The organism is Exobacillus caeni, from assembly GCF_005747095.1.
Classification (GTDB): Bacteria; Bacillota; Bacilli; order Bacillales; family Guptibacillaceae; genus Exobacillus; species Exobacillus caeni.
Map to the genome: position 1 here is coordinate 13,071 of NZ_SWLG01000011.1, position 26,533 is coordinate 39,603.

The following is a 26,533-nucleotide window of genomic DNA, read 5'->3' on the forward strand; positions in this document are numbered from 1 at the left end:
TGAAGCAAACTACGTATGTACATATAAAGGGGAGTCGTAGAATGCGTTTGCTGAAGAAAATGATTGGTGATGTAGAAGTAACAAAAGACCTTGTTTTATTGCTTGTTATAGGCGGTTTATATTCTTTAAGCATTGCTTTATCTAATACGTTTGTAAATGTATATCTGTGGAAGCAATCAGGAAAATTTTTTGATATCGGACTATATAATTTAGCCATTGTTATTATGCAGCCGATCACTTTTATTCTTGCTGGGAGATGGGCTAAAAAGATTGATCGGGTGATTGTTCTCCGGTTCGGGGTTGCTTTTTTAGCTTCCTTTTATCTTACCGTATTGCTGATGGGAGATAAGGCCAGCACCTTTTTACTTGTCCTGGGAGGGCTCCTTGGAATTGGGTTTGGCTTTTACTGGCTTGCGTTTAATGTGTTAACGTTTGAAATTACAGAACCAGATACTCGAGATTTTTTTAATGGGTTCCTCGGCTTATTATCTTCGTTTGCAGGGATGATCGGCCCTATCTTTGCTGGTTGGGTCATCTCGAGTTTGGAGAAATTCACAGGATACAAAATAATTTTTGGATTCTCTCTTGCACTTTTTTTTGCTGCAGTGATTCTTAGTTTTCGCTTAAAACGCCGTTCTGCTAAAGGGAACTATTCTTTTAAACGAATACTGCAAGAACGCAAGCGAAACCGTGATTGGAACAATATCTTAAAAGCTCACTATTTTCAAGGTATAAGAGAAGGAACATTTGTTTTTGTAATCGTTGTCTGGGTCTTTGTTTCTTCCGGAAGTGAACTTGCGCTTGGAACGTTTGGCCTTGTCCAGTCAGCGGTTTCGTTTCTCGCATATTATTTTGCCACACGCCTGATTAAGCCGCGTTACCGTAAAAAGTCAATCCTTATCGGAGGGTTAATTTTATACTCTGCGATCTATCTGATTGTGTTCGATGTCACATTCCAGAAGTTATTGATTTATGGTGTTGTTGTTTCACTTGCTTATCCTTTACTACTTGTACCATATGTTTCCTTAACTTATGATGTGATAGGTAAAGCGTGGAAAGCCGGAGAGATGCGGATCGAATATATTGTAGTCAGGGAATTGGCGTTAAACGCCGGTAGAATCACTTCGATCCTCCTATTTTTGTTTTCAATTTCCTTCTTTAATGAAGAAAAAAGCATTCCATATCTCTTAATGGTTGTAGGGGCTGGCCATGCTTTTATTTACTTGTTCATTCGTACCATTGGAATTAAGGCAAAAAAAGAACAATTAAAAGAGAGTTTGACATAATAGGAAGGAAGTATCTTTACAAGGTGTGTGACGAAAGGTATAGTGTATAAGAATAAAAAAGAGACAGCCTGGGACACTTGCCCTGGTTGTCTCATTATGCTTTTTTGAGGGAAAGGGAGAAATGTTTTAATGGGAAAAAAGAAGAAAAAAAGTCATGTCCCATTCCGATTAAATGTTTTGTTTGTTTTTGTTTTCGTTTTATTTTCTGCTCTTATTTTACGATTGGGAGTGATCCAAATCGTAAAGGGAGAAGAATACGAACGAGTTACTGAACAAACGGAAAATGTTACAGCAAAATCCTCTGCACCAAGGGGGAAAATGTATGATCGTTATGGAAGGGTTGTTGTGGATAATGAGCCGGTTTTTTCACTAACCTATATTAAAACAAAGGGAAACAATCAAGATGAACGATTGAACATCGCTAACAAATTAGCCGATTTTATTTCGAAGGATACAAAAGAACTAACAGAAAGAGACCTAAAAGACTATTGGATTTTAACAAGGCAAGAAAAAGCAAAGGCAAAGCTTACAGAAGAAGAATGGAAAAAGTATGAATCAGGGGAGGCCTACCAGCTGCAACTGGATCGAATCTCAAAGGATGACCTTGAAGAAATTACGGAATCCGAATTAGAAGCTGCAGCCATCAAAAGAGCGATGGATTCCGGATATGCGCTTTCTTCCCAGACGATAAAAAAAGGGTTAACGAGAGAAGAGATAGCTGTCATAAGTGAAAATCTTGCTGAGCTCCCGGGAGTAGATATACAGGCTGATTCAGAACGGAAATATCCGTATAGCGACACGATGAAGACACTTTTTGGAAACCTCGGGCAAATTCCGAAAGAAACCATTGATTATTATATTGCCAGGGATTATGACCGGAATGATGAAATAGGAATAAGCTTTCTTGAAGCGGAATATGAAGAGCTTTTAAGAGGAAAAAAAACGAAGAGAAAGTATATAACCGATAAAGCGGGAAACCCTATCGGGGACCCCGAGACCATAGAAGGTCAGCGTGGAAATGACCTGGTCCTTTCAGTTGATATAGAGTTACAGCAGGCTGTTGAGCAAGTATTGGAGGAAGAAATTAAAAAAGCAAGAGCTGAAGGGAATCCTTCATTAGATCGTGCTTATGTGGTAATGATGGATCCAAATACTGGGGAAATCCTTTCCATGGCCGGGAAAGAATTGACACAGGATGGATTTGTGAACCGATCATTTGGAGCGATCAATGACGCCTATGAAATGGGATCGGCAGTAAAGGGGGCAACTGTTCTTACCGGCTTTCAATATAATGTCATTAATCCTGGAACAGTTTTATTGGATACTCCGCTATATTTTCCAGGTACTCCAACGAAAAAATCCTACGTTACAATGGGAAGTATTAATGACTTAACTGCTCTTCAACGATCTTCCAACGTTTATATGTTCCGCATAGCGATGATGCTTGGAAATCATAACTATGTTCCGCGTCAGGGAGGTTCGTATGATCCAAATGCTTATAACAAAATGAGAGAGTCATTCTCCCAATTTGGATTAGGTATCGAAACGGGCATTGATTTGCCGGGAGAAGGGACAGGCTATAACGGAGGAGTTCAACGGCTTGGTAATTTGCTTGACCTTGCGATCGGACAATTCGATACGTATACCCCTCTCCAAATGGTGCAATACATTTCAACTATCGCCAATGGCGGATATCGAATCCAACCTCATTTTCTAAAGGAGATAAGAGAACCTACAGAAGGCGACCAGTTATCTAAAAATGTGATGTACCAATATGAACCAAAGGTATTAAATCGAATAAAAATGGATAAATCTTACATCGAACGAGTCCAACAGGGACTATGGATGGTTATGAATACTTCCCGGGGAACAGCCGCGCATTATTTTGAAGGAGCTGAATACAGTCCCGCCGGAAAGACTGGAACAGCGCAAGTTGGGGATAACTATAACCTAACGCTGGTAGGATATGCTCCATCAACTGAACCGGAAGTGGCATTTTCTGTAGTAGTTCCCAATATCGATCATGAACATGGCATTAACAAATATATAAGCAGAAGAATTCTTGATAAATATTTTGAACTCAAAGAGTCAGGGAGAAATGTATCCAAGCGTTATATTGGAGTTTCAAATCTAGAAGATTAAACCGCCGTATTTTCGGCGGTTTTTCTAATGCTTTTCCTTCTGATCTTATGGTTAAAAAGTATTTTGTGGGGAAAAGTAAAAGCAATAAACCATTAAAGGAGAGATAGGATGACAAATGAAAAAGATAATAACTCCCAAAAAGCAAATATTGAACTGAATCGAAAGTTCAATGAAAATGAGCAAAAGTCATATATGGAGGATAAAACTTCAACAGAAGCCGCAAACCAGAAAATGGATCAGGCGTTTTATCCAGATGACCAAAAGCAGGAATCTCATAGTCCGGATTTTTTTTACAATCAACAAACTGCACTTTATAAGACAGAGAACGCAAGGGAAAAAGAAGAAGATTCTTCAGATGACGATTAAAGAACACCAGGTTCTTTTCCCCTAAATTGACCCTTTTAGACACCTTCCGACTCGCCTTTACAATTTCTTAACATTCCATTCAAACGCATTTAATAAACAACCTGTATTCTATGAATTGTGGATGAGGAACGAGCCAAAAAACAAATGGCTGGTTAATCATCAAAAATAAAAAACTAAAATTCCAGCTAGGGGGAAGAAACATGAAATTTAAAGGTTTAATGCTAATGCTAGTAATGTCTTTCGTTCTTGTTTTTGCAGCAGCTTGCGGAAACAACAACGGAGGAAATAACGCAGGAAATAATGAAGGAACTGATGAAAATGCAGGTGGAGAAGCTTCTGGGCAACTCGTAATTTCAGGTTCAAGTGCGATGCAGCCTCTAGTAGCGGCAGCGGCTGAGCAATTCATGGAAGAAAACCCGAACGCAGATATTCAAGTTCAAGCAGGCGGAAGCGGAACAGGTCTTAGCCAGGTATCCGAGGGCGCAGTAGAAATCGGAAACTCTGATGTGTTTGCTGAAGAAAAAGAAGGAATCCCTGCAGATGAGTTAGTAGACCATAAAGTGGCGGTTGTAGGTATGACTGCGGCTGTACATCCTGAAGTAGGAGTAGAGGACCTTTCAAAAGAAGACTTGATCAAAATTTTCACTGGCGAAGTTACAAACTGGAAAGAAGTTGGCGGAGCAGACCAAGAAATTACTCTTGTAAATCGTCCGGATTCTTCAGGGACTCGCGCAACATTCGTTAAATTCGGCTTAGACGGAGCTACTCCGGCTGAAGGAATCACAGAAGATTCTTCGAACACAGTAAAGAAGATCATCTCTGAAACACCTGGAGCAATCGGCTACCTTGCATTCTCTTACTTCACTGATGATTCTGTAACAAAATTGTCAATCGACGGAGTAGAAGCGAGTGACGAAAATGTGCAAAAAGGCGAATTCCCAATCTGGGCATATGAGCATTCTTATACAAAAGGTGAGCCTGAAGGACTAGCAAAAACTTTCTTAGATTACCTTATGAGTGATGAAGTTCAAAACAATATCGTTCCTGAACAAGGATATATCGCTGCATCAAAAATGGAAGTTGAACGTGATGCTGAAGGAAACCAGAAATAAATAAATAAAACGAATTACAAAGCATGAAATCAAGGGGTAAATACGGCCTTCGTATTTGCCCTATTGTGCTGTTAGTTATGAGGAGGGGTCTTTAATGACTAATCAATCGGAAGCGGTCAAAGAAAGGTTGGTTAAGAAAAAAAATAAACGTTCTCCTGAATTTAGGGGAAAAGTTATCATTTTAGGAAGTGCAGGAGTTATCATCATTGCCGCAATTGCTATTACATTATTTTTAACCTCAAAAGGTTTGCAAACATTTATCGCAAATGGTGTAAGTCCAATTGAGTTCTTAACAAGCACCAACTGGCGCCCTACCGATGAAAATCCGGTATATGGCGCAGTTCCTTTTATTTTTGGTTCGTTTGCAGTAACTTTGTTAGCTGCACTCTTTGCAGCTCCACTTGGGATCGGAAGTGCAATTTTCATGACGGAAATTGCAAGAAAGTGGGGACAAAAGTTTCTACAGCCAGTTATCGAAATTTTAGTTGGTATACCTTCAGTAGTTTATGGATTCATAGGGCTTACAGTCATTGTACCGTTTATACGTGATCATATCGGTGGTCTTGGCTTTGGGCTGCTAGCAGGTACGATAGTCGTCGGAATCATGATTTTGCCGACGGTTACTAGTATCGCAGCAGATGCCATGCGTTCTTTGCCTCAAAACCTTCGTGATGCTTCTTACGCCATCGGGGCAACACGCTGGCAAACGATTTACCGAGTGCTCATTCCAGCTGCATTGCCTTCTTTACTGACAGCGATTGTATTAGGAATGGCAAGAGCATTCGGTGAAGCTCTGGCAGTCCAAATGGTTATCGGTAATGCTCGTAATTTGCCGGATTCACTAGTTGAACCTGCTGCAACCCTTACGACAATCATTACTTTAAATATGGGACATACAACCTTTGGTAGTGTAGAAAACAATGTTCTATGGTCACTTGGATTAATCTTATTAGTGATGTCTTATATTTTCATCGTTATTATCCGTTTCTTGTCAGCAAGGAGGAAAGTTTAATGAATAGTAGAGTAACCGATAAAATTGCCACATCTATTTTTGTATTATTTGCCGCAATCATGGCTGGAACTCTTTTTGCATTACTTGGATATATACTTTATCACGGTTTTGCAGTTATCGATTTAGATTTTTTGACCTCTAATTCAAGTTCTTTCCGTGAAGGGGGCGGAATTAAAAACCAGTTATTTAACTCTTTTTATGTGCTTTTTATTACAATGCTTTTTACCGTTCCGCTTGGCATTGGAGGCGGTATCTACATGGCGGAATATGCAAAGCCAGGTAAAGTTACTGACTTCATTCGCACGTGTATCGAAGTTCTTGCTTCATTGCCATCTATAGTTGTCGGTATGTTTGGTCTACTTGTTTTTGTAGCATGGACTGGCTGGGGCTATACAATTTTATCTGGTGCGCTTGCTTTAACAGTGTTTAACCTTCCTGTTATTGTGAGGGTCTGTGAAGATGCTATTCGTTCTGTTCCCCGCGAGCTTAAAGAAGCGAGTCTTGCTCTTGGGGTTACCCACTGGCATACGATTAAAACGGTGTTATTGCCCGCTGCATTCCCGGGAATTCTTACAGGTGTTATCCTTTCAGCAGGACGGGTGTTTGGTGAAGCAGCGGCGCTGTTGTTTACAGCTGGTTTAACAACGCCAAACCTTGACTTTACAAACTGGAACCCATTTAATATTCATTCACCTTTAAATATCTTCAGGCCAGCAGAAACATTGTCCGTTCATATTTGGAAAGTAAATACACAGGGTATTATCCCGGATGTTCGTGAAGTGGCTGACGGTGCTTCTGCAGTACTGGTTATTTCAGTTCTTATCTTTAACCTTCTTGCAAGATGGCTTGGGAGTGTAATTCATAAGAGAATGAGCGGTTCCAAATGATCAGCTCTTCAAAGATGAAAGGGGTACAGAAATGAAATTTGTTTTAGACAAAAAACAAGAGCGAGTTACGAAAGAAAAAGAAAAAAAGAATGCGATACTGAAGGTCAGAAATTTAAATATTTATTACGGCGACAATCATGCGGTCCACGATATAAACATGGATATTGAAGAAAAATCTATTACCGCTCTTATCGGACCTTCGGGATGTGGAAAATCAACATTTCTTAGAAGTATTAACCGAATGAATGACACAATTCCAATTGCTAAGAACAATGGAGAAATTTTATATGAAGGACTTAATATTTTAGAGGATGACATCGAAGTCGTTGCTTTACGTAAAGAAATCGGAATGGTGTTTCAAAAGCCCAATCCTTTCCCAATGTCTATTTATAATAATATTACCCATGCGCTTAAGTTTAAGGGGATAAGAAAAAAGAAAGAATTGAATCAAATCGTAGAAGACAGCCTTAAAAAGGCTGCATTATGGGATGAAGTGAAAGACCGCCTCCATGAATCCGCTCTTTCCCTTTCAGGAGGACAGCAGCAGCGTCTATGTATTGCACGGTCTTTAGCACTGAAGCCGCGTATTCTTTTACTTGACGAACCATCTTCAGCACTTGATCCGATTTCCAACGCTAAAATTGAAGACTTAATCATGGAATTAAGCAGTGAGTATACTATCATTATCGTTACACATAATATGCAACAGGCTTCTCGTGTAGCTGATAAGACAGCTTTTTTCTTGAGTGGAGATCTTATGGAGTATGACGAAACATCAAAAATCTTTACAAACCCGTCTAATCCAAAGACTGAAGAATATATTACCGGGAAATTTGGGTAAGGAGGAACATGATGGCTACAGCAGTAAAAGAAAAAGAAGTTTTTAAAATGAAAGACCTCAACTTATGGTACGGACAAAATCATGCTTTGAAAAACCTTAATTTTTCAATCAATAAAAAAGAAATAACCTCGATTATTGGCCCTTCGGGGTGTGGCAAATCTACCTTTATTAAAACCTTGAATTTAATGATTTATTCAGCAGGAAATGTTAGGATGTCAGGAGAAATCTTATACCATAACAAGAACTTGCTAGATAATAAAATTGATTTAGTTTCACTGCGTAAAGATGTTGGAATGGTATTTCAAAAAGCGAACCCATTTCCAAAATCTATTTATGAGAATGTAGCATACGGTCCAAAGATTCATGGAATTAAAAAGAAGTCAGAGTTAGACGATATTGTTGAAGAATCTCTTATCAACGTAGCACTCTGGGATGAAGTAAAAGACCGCTTAAATGCTCCTGCTTTAGGATTATCAGGTGGCCAGCAGCAAAGGTTGTGCATTGCAAGAGCACTCGCCACAAAACCAGAAGTTTTACTTATGGATGAGCCAACTTCTGCCCTTGATCCTATCTCTACGATTAAAATAGAAGAATTAGCTCTTGAATTGAAAAAAGATTTTACGATTGTGATGGTTACCCATAACATGCAGCAAGCAGCTCGAGTTTCCGATGAAACGGCATTCTTTTTGATGGGGGAACTAATCGAAAAGAAAGATACGGACAAGCTATTTGCAAACCCTTCAGATAAGAGAACAGAAGACTATATCACAGGTCGATTTGGCTAAAAAAGGTGGAATGTAATAATGGTAGTTAGAGGAAACTTCCAAACTGAACTTGAACAATTAAAAAATATGCTGCTCGAGTTAGGAAAAAAGGCTGAAACCGCGATGAATCGGGCAATTGAAGCACTGAAAACACAAAATGTTGATGATGCGATTCATATCATTGAAGATGATGCTGAAATAAATGTCCTGGAAGATGAAATTAATGACCTTGCAATCTTAATGATCGCAAAACAACAACCTGTTGCAACAGATCTTAGGCGTATCATTGTAGCTCTTAGGATTTCTACTGATCTTGAGCGTGTTGGAGACCTTGCTGTCAATATTGCTAAATCCGTTATTCGGATCGGAGATGGCAAGCTTATAAAGCCGATCGAGGAGATTCCAAGAATGGCTGCCATTGCACAAAAAATGAATGCTGATGTACTTGAGGCATTTTATAAAGAAGATGTTGATCTTGCTAAAAAAGTTGCTGAAATCGATGATCAGGTAGATGATATGTATGGAAGACTTGTTCAGGAGTTATTGGAATTAATGACTCAAAATCCTGATTTTATTAGACAGATTACCCAGCTTGCATTTATATGCCGCTACATTGAACGATATGCAGATCATGCAACGAATATCTCCGAGAGCGTAATTTACCTTGTTAAAGGAAAACATTATGATTTGAATGCGTAGAAACAGAATCCTCTGTCTTATGACAGGGGATTTTTTATTTGCATTAATTTCTGAGGAACAAATAAGGGACATATCAAAAGACAGGTGAAATAAAATAATAGAAACAATCTCGATATTGAAAAGAAAAATTATAATAACAAGGTGGTGTAACATGCCAAGGCATCTCGTAGTGGGGAATGGCCAGCTTCTTATTAATATTGATCAGTTTTTGCAAATCAGGGACATCTATTACCCCTATGTCGGCCAGCAAAATCATGTCCAGGGGCATGCAAACCGGATAGGCGTATGGGTCGATGGAGTATTTACCTGGCTTCATTCTGGAGAATGGAGGATTAAACCCGGGTACCATAGAGATACACTTGTAACCAAAAGTGAAGCTTTTCATGAGCATCTGGGAATTAAATTAATTATTGAAGACGGGGTACATCAACGGGAAATGTTGATGATTCGAAAGCTGACAATCATCAACCTTCACAAAAAAGAACGGCAAGTAAGAGTGTTCTTTCACCAGGACTTAAACATCTATGAAAATGAGGTAGGAGACACGGCATATTACTGGCCGGATCATAACACTGTAGTACATTATAAACGGTACCGTTATTTTCTGTTCAACGGGGAGTTTGACAATACAGGAATCGTTCAATATACAACAGGCGTCAAACGATTTCAGGCAGCAGAAGGAACATGGAGAGATGCCGAAGACGGCCATTTGCATTTGAACCCTATTGCACAGGGGTCAGTTGACAGCACATTTTCTATTGAAGGGGCAATCAGTCCTGGTGAGAAAAAAGATGCGTACTATTGGATGACTATTGGACGAACAAAGGAAGAAGTGAACAGCATCAATGAATATGTAAAGGAAATAGGAACCTCGCTAACTGTAGAAAAGATTCGGATGTACTGGAGCAGATGGGTAAATAAATCAAAATTACCTTCTACAGATCTTTCTTCAGATCTCATAGAACTCTATAAGCGAAGTTTGTTGATCGTAAGGACGCAGACCAATCAAAACGGTACCATTATTGCGGCTAACGACTCTGATATTCTACAATACAACCGAGATCACTATAGTTATATGTGGCCGCGAGACGGGGCGCTAATCGCTGCAGCTATGTCGAGAGCAGGTTATCACGGCATGGTGGCCAACTTTTATCGATGCTGTGCGGAATTGTTAACAAAAGATGGCTTTCTACACCATAAATATAATCCTGATGGTTCTGTCGGTTCCAGCTGGCATCCTTATATTGGGAAAGATGGTGCCCCCCAGCTTCCTATCCAGGAGGATGAAACGGCGCTTGTTTTATGGGCTTTCTGGGAGCACTATAAGGCAACAGGTGACATAGAGTTTGCCCAATCACTATATCGTTTCCTTGTCCGGCCGAGCGCAAAGTTTCTACTTTCCTTTATGGATGATAGCCTTGATCTCCCAAAACCTTCATATGATCTCTGGGAAGAGAGGCTGGGGATTTTTACTTTTACAGCAAGTGCAGCATACGGCGGTTTGATGGCAGCCTATAATTTTGCGAGACTATTTGGAGAAGATGACAGGGCGGATATTTACCGTAAGGGTGCGGAAAGAATTAAGAAGGGGATAGAAACAAACTTGTTTGACAAAGAGCTGCAGCGATTTGTCCGGGGTATTTCGTTAAAGAAAGGTTCAAATGAGATAACAGTAGACTATACAATAGAAAGTAGCATGTTTGGATTATTTGCGTTTGGTGTCTTTGAACCCGATGATCCAAGAGTGATAGAAACAATGCGAGAAATCGAAGAAAAGCTTCAGGTCAAGACTGCTGTAGGAGGTATTGCAAGGTACTATAACGACTATTATTTCCAGCAAACCCAGAACGTTGAGGACGTTCCGGGCAATCCATGGATTATATGCAGCCTCTGGATCGCTAAATGGAAAATTTTCAAAGCAAAAAAGGTAGAAGACCTTAAAGAAGCAAAAAAAATCTTCGAATGGACCAGAACGCATGCTTTGCCAAGCGGGATTTTACCGGAACAGCTTCATCCATACTCAGGAAAACCGCTTTCCGTTGCGCCATTAACCTGGTCACACTCCACTTATGTAGATGTCATGAATGATTATTTTGAGAAATATACCGCTTTAACTTCTGCGAAGAAACATTAGAAAATTACTTGATACTTCCTCTGATGTTTGATATTATAGTTGAGTATGATTAAGCTATTGAAATAGTTATGAAATGAATTTGGAGGGATAGACATGCGTGTACAAGTAACTCTAGCTTGCACAGAGACTGGTGATCGTAACTACATCACAACTAAAAACAAGCGTACAAACCCAGATCGTCTTGAGCTAAAAAAATACAGCCCAAGATTGAAGAAACATACATTGCACCGCGAAACTAAGTAAGCAGTAGGCAGACCTACTGCTTTTTTTTATTTCCTTGCTTTTATACATAGAATTAGAAATTAAAAACAGTCTATGAAGGTTAATTTGGAACATTATATTATAATAGATAAGGTAAAAGGAGATACCTGAAGGAGTGTTTTTAATGAATCAGCATAAACAGCAATTAAGAAACGAAATGAAAGAAAAGTTAAAAGAGATGTCTCCAGATCAGAGAGAATCGTCGAATCATGCTATACATAAAACACTGTTTAACCATCCGCTCTGGCTTCAGGCAAATACAATAGGAATTACAATTTCAAGAAAACCAGAAGTTGATACTGCCCCGATAATCGAAAAAGCGTGGGAACTTGGAAAAGAAGTTTCTGTTCCTAAGTGTTTTCCAAAAACAAAAGAAATGGAATTTCGATCTATAACATCCTATGACCAGCTTGAGGTTGTATATTTTGGCTTAAAAGAACCAATACCGGACCGAACAGAAAGCTGTAGTCCGTTGAACGTTGATTTATTGATTGTACCTGGCCTTGTGTTTGATAAGCAAGGTTACCGTATAGGATTCGGCGGCGGTTATTACGACAGGTATCTTGAGAATTATAGCAATGGCACTGTTGCATTGGCCTATGATTTCCAGGTGGTAGACAGAGTACCAAAAGAAACATTTGACCAACCTGTCCAGGAAATAATCACCGATGCGGCTTCCTATTCGTTCTAATGTTAGGATATGCACTCACAGGAGTACTAGCTGCAGCAGCTGCGGGGTATCTCTCTAAAGCGCTGTCATTTTCAGGTTTTGTTGCAACGGTTATAGTTGGAGCATGCATTAGTGCTAGCTTTGGAATAAAGGGCGTATTGTTAATCGGGGCATTCTTTGTTTCTTCTACGATTTGGAGTAAGTATAAAGAAAAGCAAAAAGAGAAAAATGTGATCACTGAAAAAGGATCTCGCAGAGACATTTTCCAAGTAATGGCGAATGGAGGTATCGCAGCTGTTGCATCATTGGGATTGATCTTCTTTCCTTCTCCTGTATGGACAGGAGTTTTCGTTGCTTCGATCGCTGGATCAAATGCCGATACCTGGGCTTCAGAGCTTGGTGTGTTAAGTAAAGGAATGCCTCTTAGTTTACGTGGATTTATCAGGGTACAGCCGGGAACATCCGGAGCTGTCTCGCCTTTTGGCACGGTCGCAGCACTTGCAGGTTCTCTTTTTATAGGGGGAATTGCTGCCTTTTTGTTCAAGCTTTCCTTGCCTGATGCCATTATACTTGCTGTAGCTGGTTTTATAGGGAACTTGATCGATACGTTTTTTGGGGCTTTTTTTCAAATCACATATAAATGCGAAAAGTGCGGAATTGAATCAGAGAAAAGGTTTCATTGCGAAACACGTACTTCTCCTGTAAAAGGATACTATTGGTTAAACAACGATACTGTTAATCTACTCTCAAGCCTTCTGGCAGGCGTGATCGGAGGACTGGCGCTGTTATGAATGGAAAAGTTACCGGAATTTTGTTGGCGGGTGGCAAATCAAGCAGATTTGGAAAGCCCAAAGCGTTTGCGAAACTTAATAATGAACCCTTTTATAAAAGAGCGTTACGTGCCCTGCATGCATGCTGTGATGGAATTGTCATTGTAACAAAGGAAGATTTGATCGATCACTTCGATCTGGAGGGGGTTCCACTTATAACTGATGATGATAGGTTTAAGGGACAGGGACCTCTTGCAGGAATCTATTCGGTTATGAAGGAATATGATTCACACATTTATGTAGTAGTTCCCTGTGACACTCCGTTCGTTGATGCTAATGTTACAACTGAATTGGTAAAATATGCGCTTAGTGTTCCGCACGCTGCAGCAGTGGTTCCAGAAATAGAAGGGAGAAAGCATCCTCTCGTTGCGGTTTATAAAAGAGGCTGTATCCCGGTACTTGAACGATTGTTAAAGGAAAAAAACAACAAAGTGAGAGCTCTTTTAGATAAGGTTCAAACTGTTTACGTGACCGAGAATGACATTAATGTTTCTCCGCAATGCTTTATAAATATAAACAGCCAGGAAGAATATAGGACTTATATCGATGGAAAGGAGATGGAGAACGATGGTGAATGATTTCCAAAGGTATTCCAGACAGATGTTATTTAAACCAATTGGTAAAACCGGCCAGGAAAAACTGGGGCGCGCTACAGTATTGATTGTCGGCATGGGTGCACTCGGGACTGTTCTAGCAAGTCAGCTAGTCAGGGCAGGAATCGGCCATGTGAGGTTTGCTGATCGGGATTATGTAGAAAAAAGCAATCTTCAGCGGCAGATGCTGTTTGATGAAGAAGATGTCAAAAAGGCATTGCCAAAAGCTGTTGCCGCTAAGGAAAAGCTATCGAAAATGAATTCAGAAATAGAAATTGAAGGTATCGTATGTGATGTTAGTACCGATAATATTGAAGAATTATTGCAGGATGTCGATATTGTAGTGGATGGGACAGATAATTTTGGTACGCGATTTCTAATTAATGATGCCTGCTTTAAACATAACATCCCTTATGTATACGGCGGCGCTGTTAGTTCCAGAGGAATGACTGCTTTATTTATTCCTGGTCAAACGCCATGCCTGCGCTGTTTTATCTCACATGATGAAAATGCTGGAGATACCTGTGATACCGTTGGGGTTATTGCTCCTGTTGTAGATATTGTCGCTTCTTACCAGGTAGTAGAGGTGTTGAAATATCTTGTAGAAGATGAGAAGAACAGGCGAAACTCGCTTATGACGTTCGATGTCTGGAACAACTACTCCTACAACATGAAATTTTCAAAACCAAAAAAAGATTGTCCAACATGTCAGTTGCATCAGTATCCAGCACTCGAAAACAATGGAAACAGAGCAGTCACTTCTTTATGCGGAAGGGAAACTGTCCAGATCAAAGTCCGGGAATCATTTAATATTGATGACTGGGCTAAAAAGCTATCAACAGCAGGCAAAGTCAAAAAGACTCCTTTCCTGGTCAAAGTTGAATTAGAGGAAGGTGAGAGACTGGTAGTTTTTCCTGATGGGCGAGTATTGGTACAGGGGACTGAGGATATCGGGAGAGCCAGGTCCCTATATGCACGTTATATAGGAATGTGATCAATGATACAGGAGGTTTTTAAATGTCCAGAATAGCTTTGATAGGTTCCGGGTTTGTAGGTTCAAGTTATGCTTATGCTCTATTAAACCAGGGATTGGTCGATGAATTGGTAATCATCGATCAAAATCAAAAAAAAGCGGAAGGCGATGCAATGGACTTAAATCATGGCATGCCTTTTGGAAGTCCGATGAAAATCTGGGCAGGAACTTATGCCGACTGCAAGGAAGCTGATCTTGTTGTTATTACAGCAGGAGCTAATCAAAAGCCGGGGGAAACCAGGCTGGACCTGTTAAACAAAAACATTAAAATATTTAAAGAGATTGTCAATAATGTGATGGAGAATCAATTTGATGGAATCTTTCTTGTAGCAACAAATCCGGTCGACATTTTGGCATATGCAACCTGGCGATTTTCAGGATTGTCTGCCCAACGCGTGATTGGCTCAGGGACAATACTTGATACTGCAAGGTTCCGTTATCTTATAGGAGATAAATTTGGGATAGATCCGAGAAATGTCCACGCTTATATCATTGGTGAACATGGTGATTCGGAACTGCCTGTTTGGAGCCAGGCAGATATAGGAGGTCGCTCGATACTAAGACTGGTAGAAGAAGAGCCGGAACTTTCGAGGAAAGATCTGGATGATATTTTCATTCAGGTTAGAGATGCCGCCTATCATATAATTGAACGGAAGGGTGCCACCTATTATGCGATTGCAATGGGGCTTCTACGCCTGACCCGGGCAGTGCTTCGCAACGAAAATTCTATTCTAACCGTTTCCGGACTGTTAAAGGGGGAATACGGGCTTGAGGATATTTATATCGGTGTCCCTGCAGTTGTAAACAAGTATGGGATAAGAGAAGTGATCGAAATCGATTTAAATGACGAGGAAAAAAGTAGTTTAACACAATCATATAATAAATTAAAACAAGCGATGGACCCGTTTTTCTAAATTGAAGCTGTTTTTGACGGCTTCTTTTTTTTGCAACAAAGGTTAAACTTCTTGACAGGCTTATACCAAACAATTTAATATAATATCAACACACTTAAACGCATAAAAGCATAAAAGCGTAAAAGAGGACAATGAAATAATATAAGTTAAAGAGCGAAGAAATATAGAAGTAGCCATTATTCTACAGCAGCCAGAGACTTAGTGGAAGGTGTGAACTAAGGGGAATGCATGGTGAAATTACAGATATGGAGCTTGGCCAACTGGCCCGGTGGATTTTCATCGTTAAAACATTGAGTTGGTCCTTTGTGACAAACAGGGTGGTACCGCGGAAACTTTTCGTCCCTTCTTTAGGAAGGGTCTTTTTTTATTTACATCAACGTTATACAGGAGGACAACATCATGAATCAAGGAACAGGAAGCAAAGCCTCATTTATAATATTGTTTGGAGTTATTGCGATCATAGTCTACACGATGCTGGTAGAACAGGTTGAGCCGCATATACCTCTATTGATCAGCCTGATATTTACGGCAACTATCGCTACACTCGATGGGATAGAGTGGGCAAGGATCGAGAAAGGGATGCTTGACGGCCTTAAAGTCGGAGCAAAACCAATTTTAATACTGTTTTTAGTAGGTATTTTAATTGCGGTTTGGATGATGAGCGGAACGGTGCCGACACTCGTAAGCTATGGCCTTTCAGTTATCTCTCCTGAATGGTTTGTTTTAAGTGCATTGTTTATTACGATAATCGTTTCTACTTTTACAGGGAGTTCCTTTACTACGATTGGAACGATTGGAATCGCAATGATGGGTATGAGCAATATGATTGGAATAAATCCTGCTCTTGCCGCAGGAGCAATCGTTTCAGGTGCATGCTTTGGAGATAAAATGTCGCCATTGTCAGATACAACAAACTTTGCGTCAGGAATTTCAGAAGTTGATCTATTTACCCATATCCGAACACTAATGAAAACAACAGTTCCTGCGCTTGTATTAACAATAATAGCTTTTCTATTCATATCTCACAACAACGGCGGAATTGTGCAAACAAACCAAATAGATGAAGCGATTAAGGTCTTAAATGAAAACTTTTATGTTTCAGGATGGACTTTGTTGTCACCATTACTTGTTGTACTCCTGGCATTCAAACGTTTTCCGATTCTCGGCACCTTAACGGTCGGGGCGTTATCGGGAGTCATCACAGCATGGATTTTTCAAACTGGGATCACCGTTCCAGCCGTAATTCAATCATTACAACACGGGTTTCAGCTTGATACTGGAAATGAAATGGTTGACACTATGATAAACAGAGGGGGGCTCCAATCGATGATGTGGTCAATATCATTGATCATGATCGCTCTTTCCTTTGGAGGCATTATCAGAGAAATTGGTGTAATCGATAAAATGTTGAACTTAATTATTGAGAGATTGTCACACAGAGGCCATTTGATTTCATCAACTGCGCTTTCTTCTATAGCAGTCAATCTACTGACCGGAGAACAGTACCTGTCTATCTTACTTCCAGGGCAAACATTTAAACCGTTTTTTGAGAAAATGAAACTCGATAACAGATACCTTTCCAGAACATTAGAAGATGCTGGAACGCTCGTGAATCCACTTGTTCCATGGGGAGTGAGCGGTGCATTCTTCGCTAATACACTTGGAGTTCCGGTAATGGAATATCTTCCGTTTGCCCTGTTTTTAATTTTTTCACCTTTATTAACAGTTATTTTCGGGTATATAACCTTTAATAGCAACCGTTCGATTCCTTTAGCAAATATATGGATAAAATCCTCACTTTTTACAAAAAGTAAGCATAACTAAACTGTTGCAAAGGAATTGATCATATGAATGTTCGCTTGCTGAAATGGATTTTATTTGGAGCATTACTGATGTATGGATATGATAACCGTTATAGAGTCTTGAACAGTTTACTGGGGATTGCGTTTTTACGGCGCTTTGTAGTAACCAACACTTTAAAAATCCCTGGATTTAGAGAAAAATTATTTAGTTCTATCTTTTAATTTATGGACTCTGCCTTTCAATCGGGGGCAGGGTTTTCTCTTTTTAAGGATATATTTTTTATGATTGTTATAGTTTTTAACAAAGAGGTGCTCCTAACGATATGACTAACAACCTATGGGACATGGTTTACTTTGACCTGGATAATACACTTTATGACCATGAAAAGGCATTTGAAAAGACGGCCAAGTATTGTTATCAGGTGATACAGAGACTGTACGCTAATGAAGGACATACGAGAGGATGGCCAACAGCAGAAAAATGGTTTAACGTTTTTAAGCAGAATTGTGACATCTATTGGGAGGATTACGAGGAGAACAGATTATCGAAGAAGGAATATCGTCGGCTCCGTTATGCCGAATCCTTTAAGCATTTTAATCTTCCTTATCGGGTGGAAGATGCGGATTATTTTCATACTTTATATGAGGAAACAGTGTCTGAGTTTGCCGTGCCTTATAACGGAGTATTTTACTTATTGGAAAAACTGAAGGACAATGAAATAGAACTGGGGATTCTCACGAACGGAGCATTACAAACCCAGTGGGCTAAAATTAAAAAGATGAGGTTAAGCAATTGGATAGACAGGAAAAACATTTACATCTCCGAGAAGTTTGGATTACAGAAACCAGATCCTGAATTTTTTAGCAAACCCTTGCAAAAACACGGAGAAAAGAAACTAAAAAAACTTTATATAGGTGATGCCTGGGAACATGATATCGTCGGGGCAATCGAGGCGGGATGGGAAGCGATTTTTTTAAATACGCGTAACGAAGCACCCACTACCGCCCATAAGCCGGTTGTTTCCTGCACCTCCTTTGTTGAAGTTATAAACTCTATGTTAGCTTGAGAAGTTGATGTGTTGGAGAAGCTGTATGTTCGTTCCTTCTTTTGATTGGAATAACACAATAAGATACGGCTTGCTTTTGTTTAACAAAATAAGGGGGATCGTACTTCCGACTGGACTTTCCACTTTACCGTCTTCTATTTCTATCCCAAGAAAGTAATTTTTGTATATCCCTTCCCATAACCCGCCGATCGCTTTTACAGTTTGCTCTTTAGTAAGTCCTGGTAAAGGCTGATTGTTAAATTTCGATAGTTCCGTCAAAGGAATTGCGTAAAAATTTTCTATCGGAATGGAATAAAAATCGATAAGCTCTTTCCATACCAGCTGCAGCTGCTGCTTTGTTGCATGATCGAGAACACTCTTCCACTCCTTTTCTTCTTCAGACACTGGCTCCTTAAACGATTCAAGTGGTGATAACGGCGAATCAATCACATAAAGCTGGTCGAAGGTCGTTTGTTGGACACTTTTGATCACGTCATTTGGATAGTGAATTTCCCCATAATGATAACTGATTGCTTCATAATGCCCGCTGTCTTCACTGCGTATTTCTTTTTCCATCGAAAGGGAAGCAACATTTTCCTCCCACTTGGACAAAGTGTCAACTAATATTCCGTCTTCATATAATAAAGAAATATCCTGTCGCAAATAAGCTTTTTTGGTTGTTTCCGAAAACGTTTCCCATTCGATCATATACTCGTCTTCATCTTCTTGTGTTAATATTTTTATTGTAGTCTTCGCTCTGTTGAATGTGGTTTCAGGGTCAGGCGGAAAATAAGTGATGCTTTCTTTTACAGGTTTTTCAGTGAGAAGCGTTTGGATCGTGACAAGTGCCAGTAAAAGTATGATTAGGAAAGAAAAGAGCGCTTTCTTTTTCATTTGTTCCCTCCGGACATATAATAGCTTGTCATTCATTTTATGAGCCTGGCAGGAAAAATATGAAGCAGGAAAAATAATTAGAGTTACGAAGTTATTAGAAGGAAAGGATTGATACATATGAATTTTGATGGAAAACAGATTATGGAAGTTACAAAGGAACTCGTTTCGATTTCGAGTCCTTCCGGCAATACGGATGAAGTGATTTCCTTTGTAGAAGATACTCTCGAGAAATTGGGAGTCAAATCTTACCGCAATAACAAAGGCGGCCTTATTGCAACAATCAAAGGACAGGATGACACTAAGCATCGCATGGTGACTGCGCATGTTGATACGCTTGGAGCAATGGTAAAGGAAATAAAACCAGATGGAAGACTGAAGCTTTCGATGATCGGAGGTTTTCGCTGGAACGCAGTGGAAGGGGAGTATTGTGAAATTGAAACGAGCAGCGGGAAGAGATATTCCGGGACAATTTTGCTTCATCAAACATCCGTGCATGTCTATAAAAATAACGGAGAAATCAAGCGTGATGATGTAAACATGGAAGTCCGCCTCGATGAACGGGTTTCATCAAAGGAAGATGTAGAAAAGCTAGGCATTGAAGTAGGGGATTTTATTTCCTTTGATCCAAGAGTGCAAATAACGGAGAGCGGCTTTATTAAGTCTCGCCACCTGGACGATAAGGCCAGTGTCGCAATCTTAATCGATGTCATCAAAAAAATGAAAGAGCAATCCGCTGACCTTCCATACACAACTCATTTTCTCATTTCGAATAACGAGGAAATAGGTTATGGCGGTAATTCGAATATTCCTGAAGAAACAACGGAGTATTTAGCGGTAGATATGGGAGCGATTGGAGACGGACAGGCTACAGATGAATATACAGCCAGCATTTGTGCAAAAGATTCAAGCGGTCCATACCACTACAGATTAAGAAAGCAGCTTGTGGCGATTGCAGAAGAAAACAAGATTGGTTACAAAGTGGATATTTATCCTTATTATGGATCAGATGCATCCGCTGCGATAAGGGCAGGAGCAGACGTAAAGCACGCCTTGATAGGCCCGGGGGTAGATGCCTCCCATGCCTTTGAACGTACACATGCAGATGCTCTTAAACATACAGCTTCACTTGTATATCATTATCTTACCGCAAAGATGATTGACTAAAGAGAATATCAGGAAAGCGTTGACCTATCGATAGGTTGGCGTTTTCTTTTTTTGTATAAACAAAAACAATTCCTTAAAAGATGTTATTTTCTGTTTGTCTTAAAGGGTCTACTTTTTATGAGGTTTAATAGAATGGCAATCACCATCCCCCTTTTCCTTCCGTGAGGATTTCGATTGGCGGATTAGTGCCAGGAAACAAATTGAACTAAAAGATTACTTCATGGGTACGTATTTATTTCCCTTAAATGGTTAAAGATGGATTTGAAAGGGGAGGCTTTATGGACGATAAAAAAATTAAGCATCCAGTATCAAGCGATTTTGATAAAAATGTCAAATTTCTGCATGATGAACTAGGAGTTGAACAAAGCTTTGATGTGATTCAGCTTAATTTAGAGTATGCTGGCAGAAGAATGGCTATGTTTATGGTGGATGGATTTGTAAAAGACGATATCCTTCACTTAATCATGAAATTTTTCGCCAAGCTTAAACCCGAGCAGTTAGAGCCGGATCCACTTGATAAGCTGTTAAAAACATATTTGCCTTATATTGAAATTGAAGTACAAAAAGACCTTGACACGGTTATTGATTTTGTTTTAGCAGGACCAACAGCGCTTGTTGTTGAGGGGACTGATGACATTATCATGATCGATGCCCGTACATATCCTGTTAGAGGGCCGGAAGAACCTGATGTTGAGCGGGTTACAAGAGGGGCGAGGGACGGCTTCGTCGAAACGATTGTCTTTAATACCGCACTTACCCGCCGAAGAGTACGTGACCGAACGCTCCGGATGGAATATCTTCAAGTTGGAAGGCGTTCGAAAACCGATATCTGTGTTAGCTATATTGAAGATATTGCAGACCCTGAAATGGTAAAAAGAGTAAAGGAATCAGTTAGCAAGATTGATACGGATGGGTTGCCTATGGGAGAAAAAACAGTAGAAGAATTTGTTGTAGGAAGGCATCTTAACCCATACCCGCTTGTCCGATACACAGAACGGCCAGATACTGCAGCCATTCACTTATATGAAGGGCATGTTCTGATCTATGTTGATGGATCACCAAGTGTCTTGATAACTCCCACAACGTTCTGGCATCATTTACAACACGCTGAAGAATATAGACAAAAGCCTCTTGTTGGAGCTTATTTAAGGATGGTAAGGTTTATCGGAGTATGGCTCGCGATATTTGCACTGCCTTTATGGTATCTTTTTGCTGCCAGTCCAGACCTTCTGCCAGGAAATATAGCATTTATCGGGCCTGAAGAAACAGGAGAACTACCTCTGTTTGTACAATTTTTGATCATTGAAATAGGGCTAGATATATTGAGGATGGCCACCATTCATACTCCTTCTTCCTTAGCTACTGCGCTTGGCCTTGTTGCTGCGATCTTGATTGGGCAGGTTGCGATCGAAGTAGGACTGTTTATTAATGAGGTAGTGTTATATATCGCTGTAGCAGCAATGGGTACCTTTGCCACGCCATCCTATGAGTTAAGCCTGGCTAATCGGCTGATAAGAATTATGTTATTAATTTTAAGCGCAGCTTTTGGAGTGATAGGTTTTGTAGTGGGGATCATATTTTGGATTCTTCTGCTTGTACGGACAAAATCTTTCCATATTCCTTACCTATGGCCGTTTATACCGTTTTCGTTCCGTAGTATGAGGGACGTTTTGTTTCGGGCTCCGATGCCTTTAAAAAATCGGCGGCCGACGGTGTTGCACACACAGGATCCTGACAAATAATTTATATGATGAATACTGCCGTAACTTCCGGCAGTATTTTTCATTGTTCCATGCATTTGCTTTTTAAAACAGATATTGTATTGCTATAATAAGAAACGGTGAGAAGAAAATGAAAACTATTTATGAAGTCCAACAACTACTTAAAAGATTTGGTACGTTTATTTATACTGGTGACCGAATCGGGGACCTGGAATTAATGGAAGAAGAATTAAGAGAACTAAACGGATATGGAATCATTGACCAAAAAGAGTATACGGCTGCTTTAATGGTCATTCGTGGCGAGCTGCGGAAGGAGAGACAAAAATGAACAAAGTGATAGAAACAATTTATGCCCATCGTTCTGTTCGGTCTTTTACAAAAGAGCAACTTACAGAAGAACAAATTAAAACACTCGTAAAAGCTGCACAGTCTGCGGCTACTTCAAGTTATTTGCAGGCATATTCCATTATTGGAGTAAAAGACCAGGATAAAAAGAACAGACTTGCTGAAATAGCAGGAAACCAATCATATGTTGCTGAAAATGGCCATTTTTTTGTGTTTTGTGCAGATTTGAATCGGTTGAAAGTTGCTGGAGACATGGAAGGAAAAGAGAGCATAACTTCTATAGAATCTACTGAAAAATTTATGGTTTCTGTAGTAGATGCTTCGCTTGCAGCACAAAATCTAGTTCTGGCAGCTGAGTCCATGGGACTTGGAATTTGCTATATCGGCGGAATACGTAATGATTCCGAGGCTGTTAGTGACCTGCTGAAGCTCCCGGATCATGTAATTCCCCTTTATGGCGTCTGCGTTGGTTATCCGGAACGAACACCCGGACAAAAACCACGCCTGCCTATGGAAAGCGTTTACTTCGAAGATGAATATGAACAAAATCCGGAAGTTCTAAAACAACACCTTGAAAACTATAATGAAACGATTTCAACATATTATAAAGAGCGGACAAACGGAAAGCGGTCAGCCGGCTGGACGGCATTAATGGCTGAAAAATTAGCTAATCCTGTCAGGTTATACATGAAACGTTTCTTACAAAAGAAAGGGTTTCCTTTAAAGTAAGGAGTTGATAGCCTGCTTTCTTCACATACCCAGAAAATAAAGAAATACGTTAAAGGACGGATGCAGATGGAAGAGAAATGGTTAGTTGGCGTTGATCTTGGAGGTACGACTATAAAAATAGCTTTTATAAGCGAGCACGGAGATATTGTTGAAAAGTGGGAGATACCCACAGATAAAAGTGAAAAAGGCAAAAATATAACGACTGATATTGCCAGAGCCATCGACATGAAATTAGAAAGATTAAATGTAAATAAATCGAAGTTGGCAGGCATAGGCATGGGGGCTCCCGGCTTTATCGAAATGGAAACCGGCTTTATCTATCAGGCGGTGAATATCGGGTGGAAGGATTTTCCGCTGAAAGATCGCCTTGAAGCGGAAACAGGATTACAGGTCATGGTTGATAATGATGCAAACATAGCTGCCCTTGGAGAAATGTGGAAGGGTGCTGGTGATGGGGCCAAAGACCTTCTTTGTGTAACACTCGGGACAGGTGTCGGGGGTGGAATAATTGCAAATGGGGAAATCATCCACGGGACAAACGGAATGGCTGGTGAGATTGGCCACTTAACTTCTGAAATAGAGGGAGGCGCATCCTGTAACTGCGGAAAGTCAGGCTGTCTGGAGACGATTGCTTCGGCTACAGGGATCACCCGATTGGCTGAAGAGGGGCTTGCTTCACACCCAGCCAGCCTTCTCCAAGAAATAAATGAGACAAAAGGAGTTATTACTTCTAAAGATGTTTTTGAAGCTGCAAGTAAAGGCGATGAACTCTCCGAGGAAGTGATCCAAACGGTCTGCAAGCATCTCGGACTTGCGATAGGAAATCTTGCAAACGCGTTGAATCCAGGGAAAATCGTCATTGGAGGCGGGGTCTCAAGGGCAGGGGATGCTCTATTAGGTCCGTTAAAGCAATATTATGAGAAAGTTGCTCTCCCGCGTGTTGTTGAAGGTTCTGATTTTGCCATCGCCACGCTTGGAAATGATGCAGGGGTTATAGGCGGTGCCTGGCTTGTAAAGACAAAGTTATAATTGTTAATTCTTAATAAAATAGTGTTAAGGTTTGAAACTAAATATTCGGGGAAAATGTAAAGGGCCTCACTGGGCCTTTTGCATTTTTTTATGAAAAAATAAAAAAGAACTGAAACCTTTTAAAGGACTTGTTCGTCTATACATACGTATCCCTGGACATCAAAGGAAATGAATGAAAATTGTGTCACAAAAAAGGAAAATTCTCCTGTTGATAAATTATCAAAAAGGGAGTATGATATCCATTATGAATTGTAAAGTATGTAAAAGAATTATGAAAAACAATTGTGTGAAAATAGGTTAAAAAGTTGGCTGTTTCCTTTACTATTAAGGAGGTAGAAGAGATCATGAAAAAGATCCTTTCAAAGTATTCATTGTTTTTAGTTGCCACTGTATTATTGTGGCTGAAGACTTATATTGTCTATAATCTTGCGTTTGATATTGAGTTAGAGAATAAGATGGAATCCTTTATCCTGTTTATAAACCCGCTGAGCTCGGTTCTTTTGTTTCTAGGGTTTAGTTTGTTCGCATCTCCTAAACTACGAAACAGAATGATCGTGCTGGTCAGTTTAATTGGATCCTTTATTCTGTTTGCTAACGTAGTTTACTACAGGGAATTTACTGATTTCATTACGATTCCGCTTTTATTCCAAACAAATAATATGGCAGATCTCGGAAGCAGCATTACAAGCCTGATTCATCCGACAGACGTTCTACTGTTTGCGGATGTTCTTGTAATGGCAGTAGCACTTCCTTTCTTAAAACTTAAAACCTATCAAGTTAAGAAAAAGGAAATTGCCCTTGTTTTTGCTACTGCGATCACCATGTTTGCTGTTAACGTGGGCCTTGCTGAAACAGAAAGACCACAGCTTCTTACAAGAACGTTCGACAGAGAAATGCTCGTAAAGTATATTGGAACATTTAACTATCATGTATATGATGCGGTGCTTCAATCAAAAGCAAAAGCGCAGCGTGCTTTCGCTGATGGCAGTGAAATCGTTGATATCGAGAACTATGTAAGAGCAAACCATGAAGAGCCAGATCCGAAGATGTTTGGCATTGCAAAAGACAAAAATGTTGTATTGATCTCAATGGAATCACTACAGAACTTTGTTATTAACGAAAAAGTAAACGGCCAGGAAATCACGCCATTTTTAAATGATCTAGTAAAAGACAGTTATTACTTTCCTAACTTTTATCACCAAACTGCCCAGGGAAAAACATCTGATTCCGAGTTTATCCTTGAGAATTCGATGTACGGCCTGCCAAGCGGTGCAGTATTCTTCACCCATGCAGGAAACCAATTTCCAAATGCAAGTCCAAAAATGATGGGAGAAAACGGCTATTATTCTGCTGTGTTCCATCCGAATAACAAAAGCTTTTGGAACCGGGATGTTATGTACGATTCATTAGGATATAACAAGTTCTATGATATCGATAGTTTCAGCGTGACACCTGAAAACTCGATCGGCTGGGGACTTAAAGACGAATATTTCTTTGATCAATCAGTCAAGTACTTAAAAACATTGCCTGAGCCTTACTATGCAAAATATATTACATTAACCAACCACTTCCCGTTCTCTCTTAAGCAAGAAGATGAAATCATTCCGGAATGGAATTCAGAAGACGGCACTGTAAACCGATACTTCACAACCGTCCGATACATGGATGAATCCATTAAGAAGTTTTTTGAGAGATTGAAAGAAGAAGGGATGTATGAGGATTCAATCTTTATCCTATACGGGGACCACTATGGAATCTCTGAAAACCATAATGAAGCAATGAGCAAGTTTTTAGGCAAAGAAATTACGCCTTATGAGTCCGCTCAATTGCAGAAGGTACCTTTGTTCATTCACATTCCAGGCCAAAAAGGAAAAGTGATGGATCAGGTTGCAGGACAAATCGATTTGAAACCGACAATCATGCATTTGTTAGGGATAGACACGAAGAATACCATTAAGTTTGGTAATGATCTATTTGCGAAAAATCAAGATAACTTTGTTATTTTCCGTGATGGAGGCTTTGTGACGAAGGATTATGTTTATACGAAGAGCACATGCTATAACGCGGATGGCACTGAAGCAGAGGATAAATCAGTATGTGAACCATATGCTGACCGTGCAAAAACAGAGTTAGAATACTCGGATAAAATTATTTATGGTGACCTGTTACGTTTCTTAGGAAATGAACAGAACCAGACAGGAAAAGTGAATAATGAATAAACGGAAAACCATGTCTGCTTAACCGGACATGGTTTTTTGC

The 26,533-nt window shown here is 39.9% G+C and carries 25 protein-coding genes; 24 read left to right on the forward strand and 1 reads right to left on the reverse strand.

The genetic code is table 11. The features are described 5' to 3' along the window. Positions 1 to 41: 41 nt before the first annotated feature. The 18 genes from FCL54_RS15360 to FCL54_RS15445 all read left to right on the forward strand — a co-directional run bounded on the left by FCL54_RS15360 (position 42) and on the right by FCL54_RS15445 (position 18,413). Complete coding sequence (locus FCL54_RS15360; RefSeq protein WP_138127619.1) at positions 42 to 1,286, forward strand: MFS transporter; 1,245 nt, start codon at positions 42 to 44, stop codon at positions 1,284 to 1,286. Between the two features lie 129 nt (positions 1,287 to 1,415). Beyond that, positions 1,416 to 3,428 (forward strand): peptidoglycan D,D-transpeptidase FtsI family protein, encoded by a 2,013-nt coding sequence (locus FCL54_RS15365; protein WP_138127620.1) that lies wholly within the window; start codon positions 1,416 to 1,418, stop codon positions 3,426 to 3,428. 108 nt (positions 3,429 to 3,536) lie between these two features. Beyond that, positions 3,537 to 3,794, forward strand: coding sequence for a hypothetical protein (locus FCL54_RS15370; RefSeq protein ID WP_138127621.1), 258 nt, complete (start codon positions 3,537 to 3,539; stop codon positions 3,792 to 3,794). A 200-nt stretch (positions 3,795 to 3,994) separates the two neighbouring features. Beyond that, entirely contained in the window at positions 3,995 to 4,906 is a 912-nt protein-coding gene (locus tag FCL54_RS15375; protein ID WP_138127622.1) for a phosphate ABC transporter substrate-binding protein, read from the forward strand. Between the two features lie 94 nt (positions 4,907 to 5,000). Then, entirely contained in the window at positions 5,001 to 5,918 is a 918-nt protein-coding gene (pstC, locus tag FCL54_RS15380; RefSeq protein ID WP_138127623.1) for a phosphate ABC transporter permease subunit PstC, read from the forward strand. After that, positions 5,918 to 6,805: a phosphate ABC transporter permease PstA gene (gene pstA / locus FCL54_RS15385; protein ID WP_138127624.1), complete on the forward strand. Its 888-nt coding sequence runs from the start codon at positions 5,918 to 5,920 to the stop codon at positions 6,803 to 6,805. Before pstC ends, pstA begins: the two co-directional genes overlap by 1 nt. A 31-nt stretch (positions 6,806 to 6,836) precedes the next feature. Then, positions 6,837 to 7,646, forward strand: coding sequence for a phosphate ABC transporter ATP-binding protein PstB (pstB, locus tag FCL54_RS15390; RefSeq protein ID WP_138127625.1), 810 nt, complete (start codon positions 6,837 to 6,839; stop codon positions 7,644 to 7,646). Between the two features lie 8 nt (positions 7,647 to 7,654). Next, a complete protein-coding gene (pstB, locus tag FCL54_RS15395) occupies positions 7,655 to 8,431 on the forward strand; it encodes a phosphate ABC transporter ATP-binding protein PstB (RefSeq protein WP_138127626.1) in 777 nt (258 codons plus the stop codon). Positions 8,432 to 8,449: 18 nt separating this feature from the next. Beyond that, positions 8,450 to 9,109: a phosphate signaling complex protein PhoU gene (gene phoU, locus FCL54_RS15400; protein ID WP_171016873.1), complete on the forward strand. Its 660-nt coding sequence runs from the start codon at positions 8,450 to 8,452 to the stop codon at positions 9,107 to 9,109. 151 nt (positions 9,110 to 9,260) lie between these two features. Then, positions 9,261 to 11,243, forward strand: coding sequence for a glycoside hydrolase family 15 protein (locus FCL54_RS15405; protein ID WP_138127628.1), 1,983 nt, complete (start codon positions 9,261 to 9,263; stop codon positions 11,241 to 11,243). A gap of 93 nt (positions 11,244 to 11,336) precedes the next feature. Further along, positions 11,337 to 11,486, forward strand: coding sequence for a 50S ribosomal protein L33 (gene rpmG, locus FCL54_RS15410; protein ID WP_138127629.1), 150 nt, complete (start codon positions 11,337 to 11,339; stop codon positions 11,484 to 11,486). A gap of 142 nt (positions 11,487 to 11,628) precedes the next feature. Beyond that, on the forward strand, positions 11,629 to 12,195 hold the full coding sequence (locus FCL54_RS15415; protein WP_138127630.1) for a 5-formyltetrahydrofolate cyclo-ligase: 567 nt from the start codon (positions 11,629 to 11,631) through the stop codon (positions 12,193 to 12,195). After that, on the forward strand, positions 12,195 to 12,965 hold the full coding sequence (locus FCL54_RS15420) for a DUF92 domain-containing protein (RefSeq protein WP_138127631.1): 771 nt from the start codon (positions 12,195 to 12,197) through the stop codon (positions 12,963 to 12,965). The genes FCL54_RS15415 and FCL54_RS15420 overlap by 1 nt, the downstream gene beginning before the upstream one ends. After that, entirely contained in the window at positions 12,962 to 13,582 is a 621-nt protein-coding gene (mobA, locus tag FCL54_RS15425; RefSeq protein WP_138127632.1) for a molybdenum cofactor guanylyltransferase, read from the forward strand. Before FCL54_RS15420 ends, mobA begins: the two co-directional genes overlap by 4 nt. Next, the gene (locus FCL54_RS15430; RefSeq protein ID WP_138127633.1) at positions 13,572 to 14,591 is read left to right on the forward strand and encodes a ThiF family adenylyltransferase; all 1,020 of its coding nucleotides are present in this window, start codon (positions 13,572 to 13,574) and stop codon (positions 14,589 to 14,591) included. Before mobA ends, FCL54_RS15430 begins: the two co-directional genes overlap by 11 nt. A 23-nt stretch (positions 14,592 to 14,614) precedes the next feature. Continuing rightward, the gene (locus FCL54_RS15435) at positions 14,615 to 15,544 is read left to right on the forward strand and encodes an L-lactate dehydrogenase (protein WP_138127634.1); all 930 of its coding nucleotides are present in this window, start codon (positions 14,615 to 14,617) and stop codon (positions 15,542 to 15,544) included. 399 nt (positions 15,545 to 15,943) lie between these two features. Continuing rightward, positions 15,944 to 17,368: a Na+/H+ antiporter NhaC gene (gene nhaC, locus FCL54_RS15440; protein ID WP_138127635.1), complete on the forward strand. Its 1,425-nt coding sequence runs from the start codon at positions 15,944 to 15,946 to the stop codon at positions 17,366 to 17,368. Between the two features lie 301 nt (positions 17,369 to 17,669). Then, positions 17,670 to 18,413 (forward strand): HAD family hydrolase, encoded by a 744-nt coding sequence (locus FCL54_RS15445; RefSeq protein ID WP_138127636.1) that lies wholly within the window; start codon positions 17,670 to 17,672, stop codon positions 18,411 to 18,413. Here the strand turns inward: FCL54_RS15445 and FCL54_RS15450 are convergent. Beyond that, on the reverse strand, positions 18,405 to 19,286 hold the full coding sequence (locus FCL54_RS15450) for a hypothetical protein (RefSeq protein ID WP_138127637.1): 882 nt from the start codon (positions 19,284 to 19,286) through the stop codon (positions 18,405 to 18,407). The two genes, FCL54_RS15445 and FCL54_RS15450, sit on opposite strands and share 9 nt — an antisense overlap. A gap of 117 nt (positions 19,287 to 19,403) precedes the next feature. Here FCL54_RS15450 and FCL54_RS15455 point away from each other — a divergent pair, with 117 nt between their 5' ends. The 6 genes from FCL54_RS15455 to FCL54_RS15480 all read left to right on the forward strand — a co-directional run bounded on the left by FCL54_RS15455 (position 19,404) and on the right by FCL54_RS15480 (position 26,493). Then, positions 19,404 to 20,450, forward strand: coding sequence for a M42 family metallopeptidase (locus tag FCL54_RS15455; RefSeq protein WP_138127638.1), 1,047 nt, complete (start codon positions 19,404 to 19,406; stop codon positions 20,448 to 20,450). Positions 20,451 to 20,728: 278 nt separating this feature from the next. Beyond that, positions 20,729 to 22,192: a spore germination protein gene (locus tag FCL54_RS15460; RefSeq protein ID WP_138127639.1), complete on the forward strand. Its 1,464-nt coding sequence runs from the start codon at positions 20,729 to 20,731 to the stop codon at positions 22,190 to 22,192. 109 nt (positions 22,193 to 22,301) lie between these two features. After that, a complete protein-coding gene (locus tag FCL54_RS15465; RefSeq protein WP_138127640.1) occupies positions 22,302 to 22,499 on the forward strand; it encodes a YqgQ family protein in 198 nt (65 codons plus the stop codon). Continuing rightward, positions 22,496 to 23,245 carry an oxygen-insensitive NADPH nitroreductase gene (gene nfsA / locus FCL54_RS15470; RefSeq protein ID WP_138127641.1) on the forward strand — a complete coding sequence of 250 codons (750 nt, stop codon included), beginning with the start codon at positions 22,496 to 22,498 and terminating at the stop codon, positions 23,243 to 23,245. The genes FCL54_RS15465 and nfsA overlap by 4 nt, the downstream gene beginning before the upstream one ends. Positions 23,246 to 23,311: 66 nt before the next feature. After that, positions 23,312 to 24,274, forward strand: coding sequence for an ROK family glucokinase (locus FCL54_RS15475; RefSeq protein ID WP_138127642.1), 963 nt, complete (start codon positions 23,312 to 23,314; stop codon positions 24,272 to 24,274). A 344-nt stretch (positions 24,275 to 24,618) separates the two neighbouring features. Next, positions 24,619 to 26,493, forward strand: a complete 1,875-nt coding sequence (locus FCL54_RS15480; protein WP_138127643.1) for an LTA synthase family protein — start codon at positions 24,619 to 24,621, stop codon at positions 26,491 to 26,493. The last annotated feature ends 40 nt before the right edge of the window (positions 26,494 to 26,533 follow it).